Genomic DNA, 19,677 nt, shown 5'->3' on the forward strand with positions numbered 1-19,677 from the left:
GATTTTGAAGCTGGGGAGGAGTATTATGTAACAATCGGGAGTGGTGCTATCGTTGGTTTTAATGGAATTGATAATAGTGAAAGTAATAACTGGCGATTCACAACTGAAAAGAAAAAACCCGGACTGGTAGTTGAAAACCCACTTTCACCTTCTAACGGTGCAACAGGAGTTGCCACCGACGTTGCTTTAACTGTCACCTTTGATCAGAATATTCAATTCGGTTCAGGTGCAGAGGTTTACATATATGAGTATCTTACTGATGATTTAATTGAAACACTTACGCCCGTTTCTGGGCTGTCTATTGTTGATACTCAATTAGAAATTACGCCCTCTCCTTCAATATTGCAAAATGGTACTCAATATTATGTCACTTTATCAGTAGGTGCCATTGAAGCCACTGCAAATGATGAACCTTTTGTTGGTTTAACGGATAAGTCGGAGTGGAATTTTACTACCGTATATTCTACACCGGTAGTTGATGTATATGACCCTGAAGAAGACTCAGATGATGTGCCACTTGATAAGGTGTTTAGTTTGACTTTTAGTGAAGATATCAAATTTAATCCTTCTGGAAGTTTCAATATTGATTTGAGGGATGAAGGAGGTGCCCGCCATGGACGGCTTTCAATTGAAAATGGAAGCGCAGATACCCAAGTTGGGCAGAGTTTATCCATATCAGAAAAATCTCTTTTCATGGATTTTAATTCTGATCTTCAATATGGTGTTACATACTACATCACCATCCCAGCCAACGCCATTCAATCCCTTAACAATGTGAATTTTGGTGGCATAACTGCCAACGAATGGCAATTCACCACCAAAAAGCAAAAACCCCGGTTGGCTGAGATGAACCCACTTTCCCCTGCCAATGGAGCAGTCGGAGTAGAGGTGGATACTGATTTGACAGTAACTTTTGATATCAATGTTCGATTAGGTACAGGAACCATTACAATAGCACAGTATTCAGATGATTTGGTGCTACACACTTACGATGTGAGTACGTCTGGCGGATTGTTATCTGTAATTGAAAATCAGCTCACCATTTCACTTCCGGCAGAAACATCGTTTTTAAATGGTACGGAGTACTATGTTACATTCAGTAGTGGTGCAATAGAATCCATGGAGGGTGCACCTTTTGAGGGATTATCTGCTAAGGGTGACTGGAGTTTTACAACGGTTTTTCTTCCTCCGATAGTCATTGAATATATTCCGGAGGATGATACTCAGGATGTTCCTGTTGATCAGGTATTCTTATTGGAATTTGATCAGGACATTAAATTCAATGAATTAAGTGTAAACGTTGTTTCTTTATACAAAGAGGGTGAAGGAAGCCCAATTAAAACGCTTGCAATTGTTAATGGAATTCCCAACGATGATGGATTGTCTATTATTGATGACCGTATTCTGAGAATTGACTTTAAGTTAACATTAGAGAATGATGAGAATTATTACATAACCATTACCCCGGGAGCTATTGTTTCAGTTGAAACAGACGTGGCTTTTGGAGGTATTGCTGCTGGTGATTGGTCATTTAAAACCGTATTCCCAACACCTCAAGTGGTATCTTTATCCCCCGTAACAACCTCCACCGGAATCGATACCGATACAGAACTTACCATAGAGTTTGATATTCCAATGGAGTTTGGAACAGGAATGATCTCTATTTTTGAATATGATGGAGATGTGCTTTTCCATGAGTATGATGTGACTGCACCTGGAGTTTCTCTTGCATTTGATGTTGAGAATAAAGTTTTGACTATAACACTACCTTCAAACCTTGAAGAATCTACTCAATATTATGTTGTTATTGAAGATGGTGCTTTGCAATCAACAGATTTGATGCCATTCCCGGGATTAGGTGTTGTTGACAAAGACGATTGGGAGTTTACTACTAGGGTTATGCCGCCGGCGGTTGTCTCCACTGATCCTGAATATGAGGAAACGGAGGTTACATTAAATGCTGATTTAAACGTTACATTTGACCGACCTGTTAAATTTCAACCCAGCACATCTACCAGTTATTACATTAGCGTAATGTATAATAATGGTAATGGAGATATTCTCTTTCGGGAGTATGTGGTGCGGGGTACTTTGTCAGATCCAATGCTTACATGGTCAAACGATAATTATACATTAAATATACAGGTTGATAAAACTTTTGAACCGGCTCAGGAATATTATGTAGTGATTGGTGCTGGAGCTTTGTGGTCAGTTGCCGATGATCAACCATTTGAAGGGATTGCTCCCGGTGAATGGACGTTTACTACATTGAGTGACCCAGATCTTCCCATTCTAGTGACTGAAAATCCTTATAATCCAGTTCCAGAAACTGAGGATTTTCCCGTTAATGGCATGATGTCTTTAACATTTCAGCAGGAAATTGTATTTGGCCCTGACGCATCTACACAACTATATATCAGAAGAGTATCTGATGATTTTGCCAGACGAAACTTCAGCAAGAATAGTGAGGAGGTTTCTATCATTGATAATGTTCTATACATAGATCTGACCACTTCGCCTCTTTTCTATGGGGTTGAGTACTATGTTGAAATTGAGCCTGGTTTTATTTCATCAGCTGAGTCGGGTGCTGAATATTCAGGTTTTGCAGATACCCGCTGGAATTTCACAACCCAAACCCAACCACCTGCCTGGAGTGAAGATTATCCAAGAACCGAAAATCAGAATCAATCAGGATTGAATTTAAAAGTTCAGCTTGATCTTGCAGCCGGATTAACCGCAACCACCTATTATGTTATTACAACCAACTCAACACCTCCGTCAGCGGAGCAAATCATTGCAGGTCATAATTCAAGTGGAATTTCTGCAATAAAATCTGGTTCAATTGTTGAAATGGAAAATGGTATTGAAGAATTAAGGGCTATCATATTTGGAACAGATATTCCTTCAGGTCAAATGTATTACATCCATTTGGTAGCAGAGAGCAACAGAGGAGAGAGAAGTGAAAGACGCACATTGGAACTAGACAGACGACCTCCATCTTTGGTTCCTTTGGCATCTAATCCCAGGAATGATTTTAATGCTTTCGACATCAATAGTCCCATAACTTTGGTGTTTAACAAGCCATTGTACGATTTAGATGATGGAGAATTACTTCCATTGACGGATATTTCTGCAAGTGAATATATTTCTCTGGAACTGCAAGGGGGAGGTGAAGTTTTATTTACGTTTGAAATTTCTGCTGAGAGAGATACTGTTATCATCACACCTAATTTTCCACTATTGGAGAACACAGCCTATGTGATTACCATAAACGGACTGAGCGATGAATTCTATAATCAGATTACAGAACCCATCACCCGTAATTTTTCAACAGATATTCTTTTAGAATGGTCTGGTGCTGAAAGTTCTGTATTTAATAACAACGGCAACTGGGTGGGTAATTACATCCCCGAAAAAAGTGTCCGAATTCCGTCTGGTTTGAGTAATTATCCTATAATTTCTACCAATCGCAAAATTCACAACCTCACCATTGAAGCAGGTGCTTCATTAGAGCATACAGGAGGAACATTGGATGTTACCGGCGATTTTGTGTTGGAGTCTTCAGTGAACGGCAATGCTTCCTATCTTCAAAAAGGTGGTGCTCTTAATGTTAATCCGCAACGGGTGCGAATTGAGCAGATTGTAACCTCCGATGAATATAATTACTATACCTCGCCATCTGTAACTGGTGCAACCAAAAGCACCGCAGGTATAACAGGGCAGGCTTTTTATTACAATAATTCATCAAATACCTATTTTGAACTCGATGAAGAATCAACCCTTGAATCAGGACGCGGTCTAATTTTCCGTAGCCAGCCCGGCACTGTTGCGTTTACAGGTGTTCCTTTCAGCGGTACATTACCAATTGACATGAACCGCACACAAAAAGGGCGCGGATGGCATTTATTAGGGAATCCATATCCGGCTGCTATTAATTTTACAAATTTGACACGTGACAACCTTGATGAATCATTTTGGATTTGGTTAAACGATAAAGGAATTTATGGAGTGTATAACGATGCTGTAGGTGTTGGGTTAGGTCTGGATAATTTAGCTGCCAATATAATTCCATCACACCACGCATTTTGGGTGCGCATTCCAATAGGAGAAGATCAGAATGTTGCTACCGGAAGTGGTTCATTAACGTTTACGCCTATGGCCATGGTTGCAAATAGCAATAGTTACCTCAAGAGCAGTAGCGGACCTAATTATCCATTGGTAAAACTACAAAGTAGTTTCAATGGTTATACCGACGAGGCTGCAGTAGCTATTGTTCCCTATGCCTCCGAATCGCCTGAAGATAAATATGATTCTCAGAAAATGCTTGCTGGTAATGAAAACTTCTGTGAACTATTTACACTGGCAAATGGTACCCGATTAGCTGTTAATAGTTTGCCAAAGGAAACAAGCGAGTTGGTTGTTCCATTAGGTTTTTCTGTTAAAAAGGCAGGCTCTGTTACTCTTTCCATAAAATCATCAACATTACCTTACGAGTTTGAAGTAAAACTGATTGATAAACAAGAGGGCACTGTAACTAATTTGCTATATGATGATTACCATTTTGATGTAACATCTGCCAAAATAGACGAAGCCAGATTCGAATTGGTTCTGAAATCTGGCATTACTACTGGCGGAATTGAATCTAAAACTTGTGATATTAGAGAAAACATAATTGTTTACACTTTTGATTCTAAAATTTATGCGTATATTAGCGATTTAAATAGACCTTACTTTTATTTGTATGATGTTCAGGGTCGGTTGATTAATAGTGGAAGGTTAAACAACCATACAAATAACGAAATACCAGTTGAAAACAAAGGTATATTCATATTTGTTATCAGAAGTGCGGAAGGAAAAGCTGATTACAGGCTGGTGTTTTAACCCAATAATATAATATTGCAGATTGTAATGCAACTAAATCAAACCAAAAGAAAATATATATCACCACACCTAATGGTAGTAGAAATTGATAATACCATCTCCATTATAATGGGGTCGGCAGATGAAAATGTGCCACCACCACCACCTTTTGGAGCAAGCAGTAGTGGGTTTGATGAAGATAGACAGGATGAATCTATACAAAAAAGCAGCTTTGACGATAATCCTTTCAGAAGATAGAATTACAACAATAAGATTAAAATAAAAGGGAAATTCACTGAATTTCCCTTTTTATTTTATCTTCTCATCACCACTCCAACCAAATGGTTTTCCGGCACAGCACCCCAGTATCGACTATCGAAGGAGTGGGGGCGGTTATCGCCGTGTACCCAGTAGTAATTCATTTTAAATGTATAACGGCTGATGGGAATGTTGTTGGAAAAGAGGTAGTTTCCTTTAACTTCTATGGGTGTGTTTTCAAATACTTCAATCATTCTGCGGTAAAAATGGATGTTTCCCGGGTTAATCTCAATGGTTTCTCCTGCACGTGGAAGATATACCGGTCCCATATTATCTGAATTCCATCCCAGATTTCGTTTAAAAGGAAACACGTGAGGATCCGGAATTCCTCGTCGCATAACATCTCTGGTTAACAACTCAGCCGGAGCAGCCATCTCTTCCATCTCATTTAACGAGAGCTTAAGAAAGTAGCGGTTATTTCGTGTTATCGGTGTCTGCGCAATATTATTTTGTTCCACAAACCAGTTAAATTCATCGTGTGAACCTCTCCACTGCCAGGATGAGACCGATGTCCCGGCTTCAACGGCAGGACGACTGTTGATGAAGAGTTTTCCCTGAGCAATTAAAATTGTATCTCCCGGAAGACCTTTCAGCCGTTTTAACATCCTCGGCCTTCGGTTCACCTTTAGAGGAATCGTTTCCCCCCAAAACTCTTTCTTCAATGAATCTCTGTAATTAGGATGTTGTCGTTTCAACAGATAATAACTCTCTCCGGGTCTGTTGGCTAAAACCGTATCTGCCTCCGGAAAATTAAACACCACAACTTCATTGTACCTGGGTTCTCTGTTGACTCTCCAGCGACGGTACTTTTCGGGGTTATTACTGAAAAATCTGGGGCCGGGAATGAGTTTGTTAACCAAAACATACTCACCGGCGTATATGGATTTCTCCATGGATGAAGTTGGAATCTCCAATAGCTCAAATCCGTAACGATAAGCTAAATCGGAAATGACCACCCCAACAGCAATCCAAACGATAATTTTAAATATAACCCGCTTTTTCATCAAATTTAAAAGGTTATGGTGTTTATGGTTCCACAGTTTATAGTTTGTGGTTCATAGTTTGTGGTTCATAGTTCAACTCTAAACTCTAAACTCTAAACTCTAAACTAATAACCCTAAACCCAAAACTAAAAACAACTTAATCCCCCTTCACAACCTTAAAAAAACGGTTCCACCTGATGTTTGATGGGAAGCCTTTGTCTTTGTTAAGTGATAGCCATACCAGAATTGGGCGACCAACGATGTGATCTTCGGGTACAAAGCCCCAATAGCGTGAGTCGGCAGATTTATGACGGTTGTCGCCTAGCATGAAATAGTAATCCATTTCAAAGGTGTATGAATTGGCCGGTTCATTGTTTATAAAAATGGTTCCATCGGCCACATGAAGAGAATTTCCTTCGTATGCGGTAATGATTCTCTCATAAAGCAACAGATTTTCCAGCGTAAGTTCAACTGTTTCACCTTTGGCGGGAATGGTCAGAGGACCGTAATTATCTCTGCTCCAGGGAAAATTTCTGCTGTAAGGGAAGACCTGCTCTATGCCTCGTGTATTTCTATGCTCATCAATACGAATACTTTCAACAAAATTGTAGGTTTCAATGGTCTCCACCATTGATTCTGTTAAAGGCAGAACGTAGTGAGGACCAATGCCTCCATCCCGCACATCGTCCTGCGATATTTCAAGTCGCTCAAAGAAACGCTGGTTCAGTCTGGTTCCGTCTGTTATCACATGATGATTGTGTTGCAAGGTCTCGGGGTTCTCCACCGCTTCGCCATTGATGTATATCTGGTTACTTCGAATTTCAAAAACATCTCCAGGCAAAGCCACGCATCTTTTTACATAATTGTCACGACGATCAACAGGGCGGTATAGAACCTTTCCAAATTCAGAGGGATTATTATATACGATCTTTCTTCCCAAATCATTGATGAACATTCGCAATTCATATTCAGAATCAAACTGTCGTCCTTCCAAAAGAGAAGGGTTCTGATTTATCTGGTTGCGACCCAATTCGTAGATGGTGATGTAATAATCGGGGTTGGTTCGGTAAACGGCAACCGTATCTCCGGTGGGAAAGTTAAAGACGACAATGTCATCACGCTCAACTTTTCCAAATCCTTTCAAGCGCTTATAATCCCATTTTGGCCACTTTGTGAACGAAGGCGAGTTTACAATGGGGAATGTGTTCTGCACCAATGGAAAGGCGATGGGAGTCATGGGCATCCTTGGGCCGTATGAAAGTTTGCTCACAAAAAGATGATCGCCAACTAACATGGTTTTTTCCAACGAAGATGTTGGAATTTTATAGTTTTGAAAAAGAAAGATGTTGATGATATAAACGGCAACCAGTGCAAACACCAGGGCATCGATCCATTCAAGCCAGGCAGCAGGTTTTTTGCCGTCTTTGGTTCTCTTTAAAAAGTCCCAGGGGACTTTTTTCGTGATGTATATATCAAATATCACGGCCAACCCAAAAAGTAGCCAGAAGTTGCCGATCCAAATCACTGTGAGAAGGTACACCACAACTGCTATGGCAAACCTGATTTTACGAGCCAAAGGAATATTTTGCATCATTTTTTTAAGAGTTAGAATTTTAGCATGTCCTTCATGGTGAGAAATCCTTTGTTCTTAGCTGCAAATTCAGCAGCAAGAACAGCACCAAGAGCAAAACCCTGACGGGTTTTTGCGCTGTGGTGAATGATGATTTCATCCACTTCTGATTCATATTTAATGGTGTGTATTCCGGGAACATCACCTTCACGTTCAGCTTTTATTTTGATGGCATCGCTTGATGATTGCAGATCAAGCTCCCATTTCTTTTTTCGGTTGATGTTTTCAATGATATCTTCGGCCAATGAAATGGCGGTACCACTTGGAGCGTCCAGTTTTTGAGTGTGATGCACTTCAGTCATCTCAACCTCGTATCCGTTCTGTGTATTCATGAGCTTGGCCAGATGTCTGTTCAGTTCAAAAAAGATATTAACCCCCACACTAAAGTTGGATGCATAAAAGAATGTCTGTCCTTCATTTTTACATTTCTCTTTGATAGCAGGGAGTTTTTCAAGCCAGCCTGTTGTTCCCGAAACAACAGGAACATGGTGTTTGAAGCATTCCATATAGTTGTTGTATGCTGCGTCGGGCATGGTAAATTCAATGGCCACATCGGCCGTAGGTAATCCCGGTGCCGAAAAATCTTCTCCGCTAAACGGATCAATTCGTGCCACAACTTCGTGTCCTCGTGATTCTGCAATCTTCTCAATGGTTTTACCCATTTTTCCGTATCCAATCAGTGCTATTCGCATATTTTTGTTTTTTGATGATTTCAACAAAGATATAAAAAGTAGAGTAATTATACCGATCGTCCGCCATTCATATTGATCAATATCAGTCGAAATAACGGAATTAGAAATTCTGTTATCCTTTAATTTTTCACCCCTATATCTCGCAAGAACTTTAAGCCTCCCACTAGGGGGAGGTTTGGCGGGGTGAAAACCAGGTTGCTGGCAAATATCAAGTATTGAGAATAATATTATACTTTTGAGTCAGCCTCATCCTTTAATTCAACAATTCCACTGCGCCGAAATGGAATTTTTCTGCCATTCCTCTACAAAATATGTTCATTCATCGAAATTGCTTATTATTTGTTCTCTGATTACAATAAATTTGTCGAAAATTAATTTCATAGGCTTGAGAACAGTGTCTGGATTTTTTATTGGCAGACTATGACAGACAATCCTTTCTATGAACTTCATTTTTATCCTAATTATCTATTACTATCCTGTTAGCCTTGATATCTAATTTATAATCAATGGTCAAGGAGGAATCCTACCACAAAATGCAATGCATGAGAACTATTTTATTGTTAGTGTTTTTTATTTCGGTCACGGTGAGCTCATTTGCCGAATCGGATGATACAGCTTTGGAGCGTCAACCGGTAGTAAGCGGATACATTCGGGATGGAAGTACCGGTGAAACCCTCATAGGTGCTACCATGCAAGTTAAAGGAACCCATCGGGGAGTTGCATCCAATCAATACGGGTTTTACAGCATGATGGTTAACTCAGGGAACAATACTCTGGTATTTAATTATTTGGGATATCAGGTTATTGAGAAGGAGATCAGGATAGAAGCTGATTTGGTGCTCAATGTTGAACTTTTTCCAGCCACAGCCGAGCTGACTGAAGTTGAGGTGATTGGTAACAGCACCAGAACCCGTTTGGATGATCCGGTTATGGGAGTTCAAAAGTTAAACTCAGCCACCATAAAAGAGATTCCTGCCTTCATGGGAGAGGTTGACCCCATAAAGGTTATTCAGTTGATGCCGGGCGTTCAGGCTGCCAGTGAAGGTTCCAGCGGATTTAGTGTGCGTGGGGGAAATCCCGATCAGAACCTGGTATTACTGGATGAGGCTATAGTTTATAACGCAGGCCACCTCATGGGATTCTTTTCTGTATTTAACAACGATGCCATTAAAGAAGTCAACCTTTTCAAGGGTGATATTCCTGCACGTTATGGTGGCCGTTTATCCTCATTGCTCGATGTCAGAATGAAAGATGGTAATAGTCGTCGCTTTTCAGGGACAGGAGGTGTTGGTACCATCTCTTCCAGGTTGATGCTCGAAGGGCCGATTTTATCTGAGAAGACAACCTTTTTGGCAGCAGGGAGAAGAACTTATGCCGATCTGTTTCTCCCTTTTTCAAGTGATGAGGCAGTACGGGATAATCAACTGTTCTTTTATGATTTTAATGCAAAACTAAACCACACTTTCAGCGATACGGACAGGCTTTTTGTGAGCGGTTATTTTGGGCGTGATGTGATGGATAACACGGTAAACCGCATTGAATTTGGCAATAAAACCCTTTCCGTAAGATGGAATCATGTGTATTCGCCGCGTCTGTTCTCAAATTTATCATTCAACTTTAGCAACTACGATTACCTGTTGGGAGCCAGTGAGGACGATACCGATGGGTTTTTATGGACTGCCGATATGGAGAATTTTAATCTGAAGGCCGACTTTAACTATTACCCGGTGTATAATCACTCCATCACTTTTGGGGTCCAGTCGTTGTTTCACAACATCATGCCGGGGCATGTGCGTGGAACAGGTTCCACAACCATGTTCAACGAATTGAGGTTGGCAAGAAACCGTTCCATGGAGCATGCCGTTTATGCTGAAAATACCCAACGTATTGGCGACAGGTTTACCCTCCGATACGGATTGCGATTCTCCCTGTTTCAGAATGTGGGCAAAGGAACTTCATTTGGTTTTGATGAGGATTATGATGTGGTTGACACCACTCATTACAGCAGGGGAGATGTGTTTAATACTTATCACGGTTTTGAACCTCGTGCCGGCTTTACCTGGATGCTTAATCACAACACATCTGTCAAAGGCAGTTATTCAAGAACATATCAGTATCTGCAAATGGCTTCCAACTCCACCGGAACAATGCCTTTAGATATTTGGTTTCCGGCATCCCCAAACATCAAACCACAAATGTCTGACCAGTTTTCTGCCGGATTGTTTCGTCATATTTGGGGCGGATCTTTGGATTTGGGTGCGGAGTTGTTCTATAAAAATATGAAGAACGCCATAGATTTTAAAGATTATGCTGAGCTTCTGCTCAATGAATTACTGGAAGGTGAACTCCGGTTTGGAAAAGCCTATGCTTATGGCTTTGAGCTACTGGCGCAGTTTGATTATGGTCGTTGGAACGGATGGGTTGGTTATACTTACAGCCATACCCGCAGGCAAATTAACGGAATTAATGATGATCTCTGGTATCGTTCTCCTTATGACAGACCTCACGATGCATCTGTGGTCATCATGTTTAGTCCGGGGCAACGAACATCATTGGCTGCCAATTGGGTTTACTTGTCGGGATCACCGGCGACTTTTCCGGTTGGGAGGTTTGAATCCGGTGGCAGCATCATACCCATCTACTCCAGACGAAATGCTGAAAGATTGCCTGATTATCACAGGATGGATTTGTCTTTTACTCTTAAAAACAGACCCAGACCCGATCGAAGATGGCATGGTGAGTGGGTCTTCTCTGTGTATAATGCCTATGCGCGCAAAAATGCATGGGTCATCAATTTTGAAAAAGCAGACGATGATGCCTACACAACCAGGGCTATGAAAACCTATCTGTTTTCGGTCATTCCTGCAGTTACCTATAATTTTAAATTCTAAGTTATGAGATTTCTGAATATATTAACTCCGCTTTTATTCATCATTCTTTTGTTTGCCTCTTGCGAAGAGGAGATCGACCTCAATTTAAAGAGCGATGCTCCCCGGTTGGTGGTGGATGGAATTATAACGACTGATACCATGGCGCATAGGGTGAGGCTGACAACCACCGGCAGTTACTTTGAAAATAAGCCAATGCCTGGGGTTAGTGGTGCTTCTGTATCCATTTCAGATGGATACGAAACCATTTATCTCGAAGAGTCGGCTGATTCTCCCGGCGATTATTTCACACCCGAAAATTATTATGGCCGACAAAATCATTTATACACCCTCACCATAACCAATGCTGAAGTTGATGGTAGAGGAGGGGAGGTGGTTTACACAGCTTCAAGTTTTTTGCCACCAATTGTTCCAATGGATTCTATTAGGGTTGATTATTTTGGCTTATGGGACATATGGCGGGTATTCCTTTATGGTCAGGATCCACCGGATGTGAAGAATTTTTATTGGTTCAGGCTTAAAATAAATGATTGGTGGCACTCTTCCGAATATAAATATTCTGCATTTTCAGACGACACATTTTTTGATGGGAACTATGCCGATGGTGTTTGGTTGTTTTGGTTCGAATCTGAGGATGAGTATAACTTAGTGCCAGGGGATGAGTTGATGGTTGAAGTATGGATGGTTGATGAACCCTTTTTTGAATTCATAAGGGGCGCATACATTGAAACAGAATACCGAAGTCCCATTTTTTCGGGTCCGCCGGCCAATGTCCCCGGAAACATCAGCAATGGTGCGTTGGGAATTTTTTCAGCCAGTTCGGTCGTGAGACTATATACCACCAATACCATTTCGAGGGAATAGCATTATTACTCACAATAAAAAACGCTCTTGAATTTCTTCAAGAGCGTTTTTTTAATTCTTTTGTCAATGGTGTTAAGCCATTGCTCTTTTTACTACAGCTTTAAAAGCATCGGGATGATTCATGGCCAAATCGGCAAGAACCTTACGATTAATACGGATTTCATTCTTATTCATCAATCCGATAAGCTTGCTGTAAGAAATTCCTTCCAGACGGGCTGCAGCATTGATACGCTGAATCCAAAGACTTCTGAAGTGTCCTTTTTTCTTCTTTCTGTCTCTGTATGCATACTGCTGACCTTTTTCCCATGTGTTTTTGGCAACAGTCCACACATTCTTTCTTCTACCAAAGTATCCTTTGGTAAGTTTTAAAATCTTTTTTCTTCTTGCTCTTGAAGCAACAGCATTTACTGATCTTGGCATTTTTTACTGTTTTTCGAATGGTTAGCGTTCCTTTGGCGGGACTCTTTTCAGCTAATTCATTCAGGTTAATAATTCTTTAATCTGATGATTTGACAACTATTTCATTGCCAACATAATCTTCACATTGTTGAGATCTGTTTTGTCAACAAGTGTAGCGTAAGTCAGATTTCTTTTTCTTTTGGTTGCCTTTTTGGTCAAAATGTGACTTTTAAAAGCATGCTTGCGCTTAATTTTTCCGCTTCCAGTGATGGTGAAACGCTTCTTCGCACTGGAATTCGTTTTCATTTTTGGCATTTTCTATATATTTATTTAGTTGATAATAAGCAACTATTTTGATTTTGCCGCCTTTGGAGCTATGAACATGGTCATTCGTTTCCCTTCTAAACGGGGCAACTGTTCCACTTTTCCAAGTTCTTCCAAGTCCTGGGCAAATTTCAATAACAGAATTTCTCCTTTTTCCTTAAACAGAATGCTTCGTCCTTTAAAGAAAACAAAGGCCTTTACTTTAGAGCCTTCTGAAAGGAATTTCTCAGCATGTTTCAATTTAAAGTTGTAATCATGTTCGTCGGTATTGGGTCCAAATCGAATCTCTTTTACAACCACCTGAACAGTTTTCTGCTTAAGTTCTTTCTGCTTTTTCCTTTGTTGATACAGAAATTTCTGATAATCAATAATTCTGCATACGGGCGGATCGGCTTTCGGGGAGATCTCCACCAGGTCTAATTCCATCTGGTCAGCCAGCTTCATCGCCTCAGAGGTAGAGCAAACCCCCGGGTTTTCTATGTTATCGCCTACTAATCGTACCTGAGGTACGCGGATCTGGTTATTGATCCTGTAATTGAATTCATCTTTGGGGTTTTGTCCCGGATTTCTTCTCTGTCTTATAATGCAGTCCTCCTATACTTTAATTAATAATTTGGTTGATTAAGTCTTTGTATATAAATGTTTTAACCGGATTCACCGGTTAAAAATGCTGATTTTGACGTCACAAATATACGCAAACGTGTTTAATTCATGAAAATAGTTATTCCAATTTTTTTTGAAAACTGCCTATTATTCATCAATTTCCTGCAACATTTGATCAACCTGATCATTTATAAACGATGCAAATTGAACTATTTTCATGGCTCCCTGATCTCCCTCTCCCTGCTTTCTAACTGATACTTCATCGTTTTCGGCCTCTTTTTCACCAACAATCAACAGGTAAGGTATCCGTTTTAACTCGTTGTCACGAATTTTTCGGCCAATTTTTTCATTTCTGTCATCCAGAATGGTTCGCACTTCTGAATTCTCAAGTTGTTTCTGAACTTTTTTGGCGTAATCGTTAAATTTTTCACTGATGGGCAGAACCACGGCTTGCTCCGGTGTCAGCCAAAGCGGGAATTTTCCGGCAGTATGCTCAATCAGAACGGCTACAAAACGCTCCATACTTCCAAACGGCGCACGGTGAATCATAATGGGGCGATGGGCTGAGTTGTCTTGTCCAATGTACTCCAGTTCAAAACGTTCGGGCAAATTGTAATCCACCTGGATGGTTCCCAACTGCCATTTTCTTCCCAACGCATCTTTTACCATGAAATCAAGCTTGGGGCCATAAAATGCCGCCTCACCTTTTTCAATCACCGTGTTCAGGCCTCTTTCACTACAAGCTTCAATGATGGCATTTTCTGCCTTTTCCCAATTCTCATCCGAACCAATATATTTCTCGGTATTATCGGGATCGCGAAGCGAAATTTGAGCGATGTAATCTTTAAAGTCCAAAGCTTTAAAGATGTAGAATATGATGTCGATTACTTTTTTAAATTCATCTTTTAACTGGTCGGGGCGGCAGAAAATGTGCGCATCGTCCTGGGTAAATCCGCGCACCCTGGTCAATCCGTGTAATTCACCACTTTGTTCGTAACGATAAACCGTTCCGAACTCGGCAAATCTGATGGGCAGATCGCGATAAGAGCGGGGACGAGCTTTGTATATTTCGCAATGGTGAGGGCAGTTCATTGGTTTCAGCAAGAACTCTTCACCTTCGGCCGGTGTATTGATGGGCTGAAATGAATCGGCACCATATTTGGCATAATGGCCCGATGTGATATACAGTTCTTTCTGACCGATATGTGGTGTGATAACCGGCTCGTAGCCATATTTTACCTGTACTTTTTTCAGAAATGTTTCCAAACGCTCGCGAAGCTTTGCTCCTTTGGGCATCCAAAGGGGCAATCCCTGACCAACTTTCTGACTGAATGTAAACAGGTCAAGCTCTTTTCCAATCTTACGGTGATCACGTTTTTGTGCTTCTTCAAGTCTAATAAGATACTCTTCAAGCATTTTCTGCTTGGGAAATGTGATTCCATAAATTCTGGTCAGCTGTTTGCGTTTTTCGTCTCCTCGCCAGTATGCACCGGCCAGGCTCAAAACCTTAATGGCTTTTATTGGCTCGGTGTTGGGAAGGTGTGGACCGCGGCACAGATCTGTAAATCCTCCTTGTTGGTAAAAGCTGATGGTTCCGTCTTCTAGCTCACCAATAAGCTCTACTTTATATGGATCGTGATTAAAGAAGCTCAACGCTTCATTTTTTGGAACCTCTCGTCTGCTGTATTCATTTTTTTGACGCGCCAGTTCCAGCATTGTCTTCTCTATTTTTGGCAAATCTGCTTCAGTAATAACAGCTCCGTTACCCGGCTCTACGTCATAGTAGAACCCGTTCTCAATGGCTGGGCCAATGCCAAACTTGGTGCCGGGGTATAATTCCTGAAGTGCTTCTGCCAAAAGGTGTGCCGATGAATGCCAAAAAGCATGTTTTCCTTCATCATCTTCCCATTTATGCAGATTAATGTTGGCATCCGAAGTTATGGGACGTGTGATGTCCCATAACTGATCGTTCACAGTTATGCTCAATACCTCCTTGGCCAGCCTGGGGCTGATATCTTTTGCTATTTCGTAACCTGTTATCCCTTCAGGGTATTCACGTACCGATTGATCGGGGAGTGTTATCTTTATCATTGTAAACTATATGGTTTAAAACGTAAACTCTTATAAAAATCACGCAAAGATAGCTATTTTAGCTATGAAGTAAAAGTTTCGATCATCTTTTCATAGATTTCAATAACCTGCGGAGTTACCAGTTGTTGATCGTCCGCATAAATGATGTAATCACTCAATGGAATTCGCTGATCGTCGGTCCATTGGTTTTTGATGCGGATGGTCACTTCTTTTGGGGAAACTCTGTCACGTTTTACAACCCTATCAATGCGCAATTGTTCAGGTGCGATCACCGAAATTATTTTATCCATTTGCTTGTAGCTGCCGGATTCGAAAAGAATGGCGGCTTCGTTTATGACTGCCGCGCTGGTTTGCTCTGCAAACCAGCGGTTAAAATCATTCCGGACAATGGGGTGTACAAGGTTTTGAATTTCAATCAACAGCTGTTTTTCGTTGAAAATTTTATCAGCCACCAGTTTTCTGTTTAGAATGCCATCATTATATACATCTTTACCGAACAATTTTATGTATCCTTCAATAATTTCGGGATGGTTGTGAATCAGATGTATGGCCTGTTGATCCGAATTGTAAACCGGACAGCCGAGGATTTCAAATATTCTGCAAATGGTGCTTTTGCCGCTACCAATGCCGCCTGTTACACCTATTTTAAGTGGTTCTTTTTTGGTCATTTGAATATAAATAGCAAATTACCTTCTTCGTTCTATCAGGTATTCAACAAAAAGGGGCGAGTAGTCCACCGAGTAGACATTCTCAGGGGTTTGTTCCAGGCGCACACGCAATCTTTGCGGACGATCAGGTCTGAGTGCTACGCTGCCATCAACTGTGGCGACAAAATCCGAAAAGTGAATTCTCTCAAATTGGCTGAGTCCTGCTCTAAACGTCACTCTGATTTCAGGTGGAAAGGTTTTAATTCTTAATGTATCGGGCAGGCCGGTTACATGCAGCGGAACGCTCATGGTTTGCTCGGAGAAAGGTTCTACAGGAATGGTTACATTTGTATGCTGAATGTTGTATTGTAGTTGACTTATGGGCTTTAACCCTATTCGCCGACTGGTGGTTTCTCTTAAACGATCTGCATTAAAAGGCTGAGTAGAAACATGGGTCAGGGTGTCGAGAATCTGTTTCGGACCCGATACTTCTACTGAATCCGGATCGAATAATATATTCCCGGCGATTAAAAACTGTTTCTCCAGATCAATTTTCCCATTCATGCGAATGGGAAAATTTTTAGTCACCAATTGATCAAGTTTAATAAAGATAGTATCAGGCTCTATGCTAAGAAGTTCAATTCCCACCAGCAACTGATCCCGTATCATACCTTGTTGTTCACGGGCTAAAATAAAAGCGAACTCTTCTCCACGTCGGTTTGTTCTTCGCAGCTGGGACACATCATAATTCATTGGTACGCGTGTTCCGCTCAGAAATTGTCGCAAGATGGCATAGCCGTTGGCTCTGATTCTGAATACCACTTTTTCGTTGGAGGTTTCGGTGATGATTTTATTCTCAGGAAGGTTTATAAAACGAACCGGGTATGATAATTCCGTGGTGTAATCGTCGCGGAGCGCGTTAAAAAACCAAAAAGCTGTGGAAATAAAAAGAAATATAAGAAAAATCAGGGCATCCTGATTTTTCTGTATCTTCTTTATTGAGGATGGCCATTTCTGTATTTGATGACCAAGCATGGCTTTAATTTTTTCGATACTTTTTAACTTCATTGTTTTGTTTGCTGAGCCAAATTTTTTATATTCTTCTTCCGAATAATGGATTAAATTTTAGCCGTGTATTTCCCATTTATACTTCTCGTAAAGTTGCGAAATCGATTTTGGTTTTCCAATAATCGTGATTACATCTTTTTCTTGCAGCACGGTATTCCCGGTTGGTGCAAAGGTCTCGTTATTACGTTCAACCAGGGCAACAAGCACATTGGACGGAAGGTTTAGCTCTTTTAGTTGTTTTCCAATCATCTCTTGCTGCGCAGTACCATTAATCAATTTTACTGTGATGAACCTTTCATTGTGAAGCAAATACTCTTTTATAGAGCGATGTCCGTCATGTTTCATCATCTCTTTAACAAACCCTTTCCGTTCAATGATGTCAACCAATCGTGATAACATTCTGAGTTGTTGACGTGCCTCTTTTGCAGGGTTTACCAAAAAGAAGAATACTTTTATGTTGTCTTGGGAAGAAACCCTTCCTTTGCTCACCGGTTTATGTATGCCTTGTTCAGTTATGATGATGTTCAATGATGGGTGATCGATCCCGTCGTGCTTAGCATAAAGCAGGGAGACTTCAGGGATTATGAGTGCCGGTTCAATGGGGGAGGTGGCCATGAACTCTCTTATCAGCTCTTGTTTGTGAATGTGCATTTCGGTGGAAAATGTATCGGATACATCCTCAACCAGTTTCTCAAAACTGGTTGGCTTGTGTATGTGAGTTATCCTTGACCGAATGATGGTTTCATCAAATGGATCGCCATGTCGAAGACCTTTTTCTTTCAAAATGGTCATAAACTCGTTTTCAAGTTCCGGGTGCTGGTATTTACCTAATAAAGCAAACCAGTGAAATATGGCACCTTCGCGCTGAACCTTTATTCTCGCATAATATTTATACCATAGTGCCGCCACAAGAATTATAAGGGCGCTGAAAATAATTGCCATCCACCCCATATAGATTATTAATATAAAGGAGATGACGATTCCTGCAATTTGCATGGCAGGATAGAGTGGGGAGTGATAGCCGGGATCGTATGATTCAATTTTGCTTTTTCTGAATACAATAACAGAAAAGTTAATCAGCATAAATATAAACAATTGGAATGTACTGGCCAGTTTGGCAATTCCCTCCTCCGACAAAACCAGAATAAAGAAAAGTATGAGCGATGCGGTGAGCAATATGGCCGGAATTGGGGTTCCTAGTTTACTCACCTTTGAAAATCCACCCGGGAAAAGCTTGTCCCTGCTCATGGCAAATGGATAGCGGGAAGAAGAGAGCAAACCTGCATTTCCTGTTGAAGCAAAGGCGGCCATGGCCGCCGCTGTCATTATGTAGGCGCCGCTATTGTTGGGAAGCCATCTGAACAATTGGCTGGTGGCAGTGGCTGCAGGAGCAAGGTCTCGCGAAAAATCTTCCGGGTTGATCAGTGAAACCATCACAAATACACCTAAAAAGTAAACCAAACCTGTTACAAGAAGGGAGATAAGCATTCCCAACGGAATATTGCGCTCAGGGTTTTTTATCTCTTCGGCAACACTGGCAATTTGAGTCAGTCCAAGATATGACACAAACACAAAACCAACAGTGGTAATGACTCCCTCAAAACCATCACTGAAGAATGGTGTAAAGTGTTCCTTAGTTGGAGCCGGCTTAATGATGTCTGTTAAATAGATGCTGACAATGCCATCTATTATAAATGTACCAACCACCAGAAGAAGAAAAACAACCAGGAAATTTTGCATCCCTGATGTCTTTTTGGCTCCAATCAAATTAAGGATTGTAAAAAAAAGTACGGCCATAACAGCGATGGTACGCACAGGAACATCCCAAAAGAACGAGGCATATGCGCCAATCCCAATGATGGCAAATGCCGTTTTAAACATCAATGCAAAATAGGTTCCAAGTCCTCCAATGGTTCCGAAAAGTGGACCCAGGCCTCTATCCAGAAAGAAATATGCTCCACCGGAACGGGGAAGCGCTGTTGCAATTTCAGCCATACTAAACATGGCGGGCATAATCAGAATGCCTGCTATCAAGTAGGCAACAAAAACCGATGGACCAGTGTATTGAGAGGCAAGTCCGGGGAGGAGAAAAAAACCGGAGCTGAACATCGCTCCTGTACTGATTGTGAATACATCAAATAACCCCAGTTCTTTATTTAGTTTTTTCTTTTCACTCATAAGCTACAGAATGTTCTGTTATCAATCAATTTGAAGCCATCTTGTTTCCGGATCGAGGTTTAGCAATAAATTTTTATAAATTGTTATTCAATAGCTCCCGAAGCCTCGGGAGAACTCGCCATCATAGTCATT

General features: G+C 41.0%; 14 protein-coding genes. 4 read left to right on the forward strand and 10 right to left on the reverse strand.

Going from position 1 to position 19,677, the window contains the following annotated elements; all coding sequences use genetic code 11:
- Both EV194_RS16235 and EV194_RS16240 read left to right on the forward strand, forming a co-directional pair.
- Positions 1 to 4,881 (forward strand): Ig-like domain-containing protein (locus tag EV194_RS16235; RefSeq protein ID WP_132435486.1); only part of this gene is annotated, 4,881 nt, incomplete at its 5' end.
- 27 nt (positions 4,882 to 4,908) lie between these two features.
- A complete protein-coding gene (locus EV194_RS16240; protein ID WP_132435488.1) occupies positions 4,909 to 5,118 on the forward strand; it encodes a hypothetical protein in 210 nt (69 codons plus the stop codon).
- 56 nt (positions 5,119 to 5,174) lie between these two features.
- Here EV194_RS16240 and EV194_RS16245 read toward each other — a convergent pair whose 3' ends face one another.
- The 3 genes from EV194_RS16245 to dapB form a co-directional block, all read right to left on the reverse strand.
- Positions 5,175 to 6,182 carry a S26 family signal peptidase gene (locus EV194_RS16245; protein ID WP_132435491.1) on the reverse strand — a complete coding sequence of 336 codons (1,008 nt, stop codon included), beginning with the start codon at positions 6,180 to 6,182 and terminating at the stop codon, positions 5,175 to 5,177.
- A gap of 136 nt (positions 6,183 to 6,318) precedes the next feature.
- Positions 6,319 to 7,755: a S26 family signal peptidase gene (locus tag EV194_RS16250; RefSeq protein ID WP_207916099.1), complete on the reverse strand. Its 1,437-nt coding sequence runs from the start codon at positions 7,753 to 7,755 to the stop codon at positions 6,319 to 6,321.
- Positions 7,756 to 7,766: 11 nt separating this feature from the next.
- Entirely contained in the window at positions 7,767 to 8,483 is a 717-nt protein-coding gene (gene dapB, locus EV194_RS16255; protein ID WP_132435493.1) for a 4-hydroxy-tetrahydrodipicolinate reductase, read from the reverse strand.
- A gap of 542 nt (positions 8,484 to 9,025) precedes the next feature.
- Between dapB and EV194_RS16260 the strand changes: the two genes are divergently transcribed.
- Together EV194_RS16260 and EV194_RS16265 are read left to right on the forward strand one after the other, a co-directional pair.
- On the forward strand, positions 9,026 to 11,374 hold the full coding sequence (locus tag EV194_RS16260; protein WP_165921918.1) for a TonB-dependent receptor: 2,349 nt from the start codon (positions 9,026 to 9,028) through the stop codon (positions 11,372 to 11,374).
- A gap of 3 nt (positions 11,375 to 11,377) precedes the next feature.
- Positions 11,378 to 12,235: a DUF4249 domain-containing protein gene (locus EV194_RS16265; RefSeq protein ID WP_132435497.1), complete on the forward strand. Its 858-nt coding sequence runs from the start codon at positions 11,378 to 11,380 to the stop codon at positions 12,233 to 12,235.
- 72 nt (positions 12,236 to 12,307) lie between these two features.
- Here the strand turns inward: EV194_RS16265 and rplT are convergent, their stop codons facing one another.
- From rplT to EV194_RS16300, 7 genes are all read right to left on the reverse strand, one after another.
- Complete coding sequence (rplT, locus tag EV194_RS16270) at positions 12,308 to 12,655, reverse strand: 50S ribosomal protein L20 (RefSeq protein WP_079557816.1); 348 nt, start codon at positions 12,653 to 12,655, stop codon at positions 12,308 to 12,310.
- Positions 12,656 to 12,751: 96 nt separating this feature from the next.
- Positions 12,752 to 12,940: a 50S ribosomal protein L35 gene (gene rpmI / locus EV194_RS16275; protein ID WP_449353819.1), complete on the reverse strand. Its 189-nt coding sequence runs from the start codon at positions 12,938 to 12,940 to the stop codon at positions 12,752 to 12,754.
- 42 nt (positions 12,941 to 12,982) lie between these two features.
- Complete coding sequence (gene infC, locus EV194_RS16280; RefSeq protein ID WP_317128716.1) at positions 12,983 to 13,543, reverse strand: translation initiation factor IF-3; 561 nt, start codon at positions 13,541 to 13,543, stop codon at positions 12,983 to 12,985.
- A gap of 165 nt (positions 13,544 to 13,708) precedes the next feature.
- A complete protein-coding gene (gene thrS, locus EV194_RS16285) occupies positions 13,709 to 15,652 on the reverse strand; it encodes a threonine--tRNA ligase (RefSeq protein WP_132435501.1) in 1,944 nt (647 codons plus the stop codon).
- A gap of 62 nt (positions 15,653 to 15,714) precedes the next feature.
- On the reverse strand, positions 15,715 to 16,320 hold the full coding sequence (gene coaE, locus EV194_RS16290) for a dephospho-CoA kinase (RefSeq protein ID WP_132435503.1): 606 nt from the start codon (positions 16,318 to 16,320) through the stop codon (positions 15,715 to 15,717).
- A gap of 18 nt (positions 16,321 to 16,338) precedes the next feature.
- Positions 16,339 to 17,367, reverse strand: coding sequence for a CdaR family protein (locus EV194_RS16295; RefSeq protein ID WP_132435505.1), 1,029 nt, complete (start codon positions 17,365 to 17,367; stop codon positions 16,339 to 16,341).
- Positions 17,368 to 17,424: 57 nt separating this feature from the next.
- Entirely contained in the window at positions 17,425 to 19,545 is a 2,121-nt protein-coding gene (locus EV194_RS16300) for an amino acid permease (protein WP_132435507.1), read from the reverse strand.
- Positions 19,546 to 19,677 lie beyond the last annotated feature (132 nt).

The organism is Natronoflexus pectinivorans (genome assembly GCF_004345615.1).
Classification (GTDB): Bacteria; Bacteroidota; Bacteroidia; order Bacteroidales; family Marinilabiliaceae; genus Natronoflexus; species Natronoflexus pectinivorans.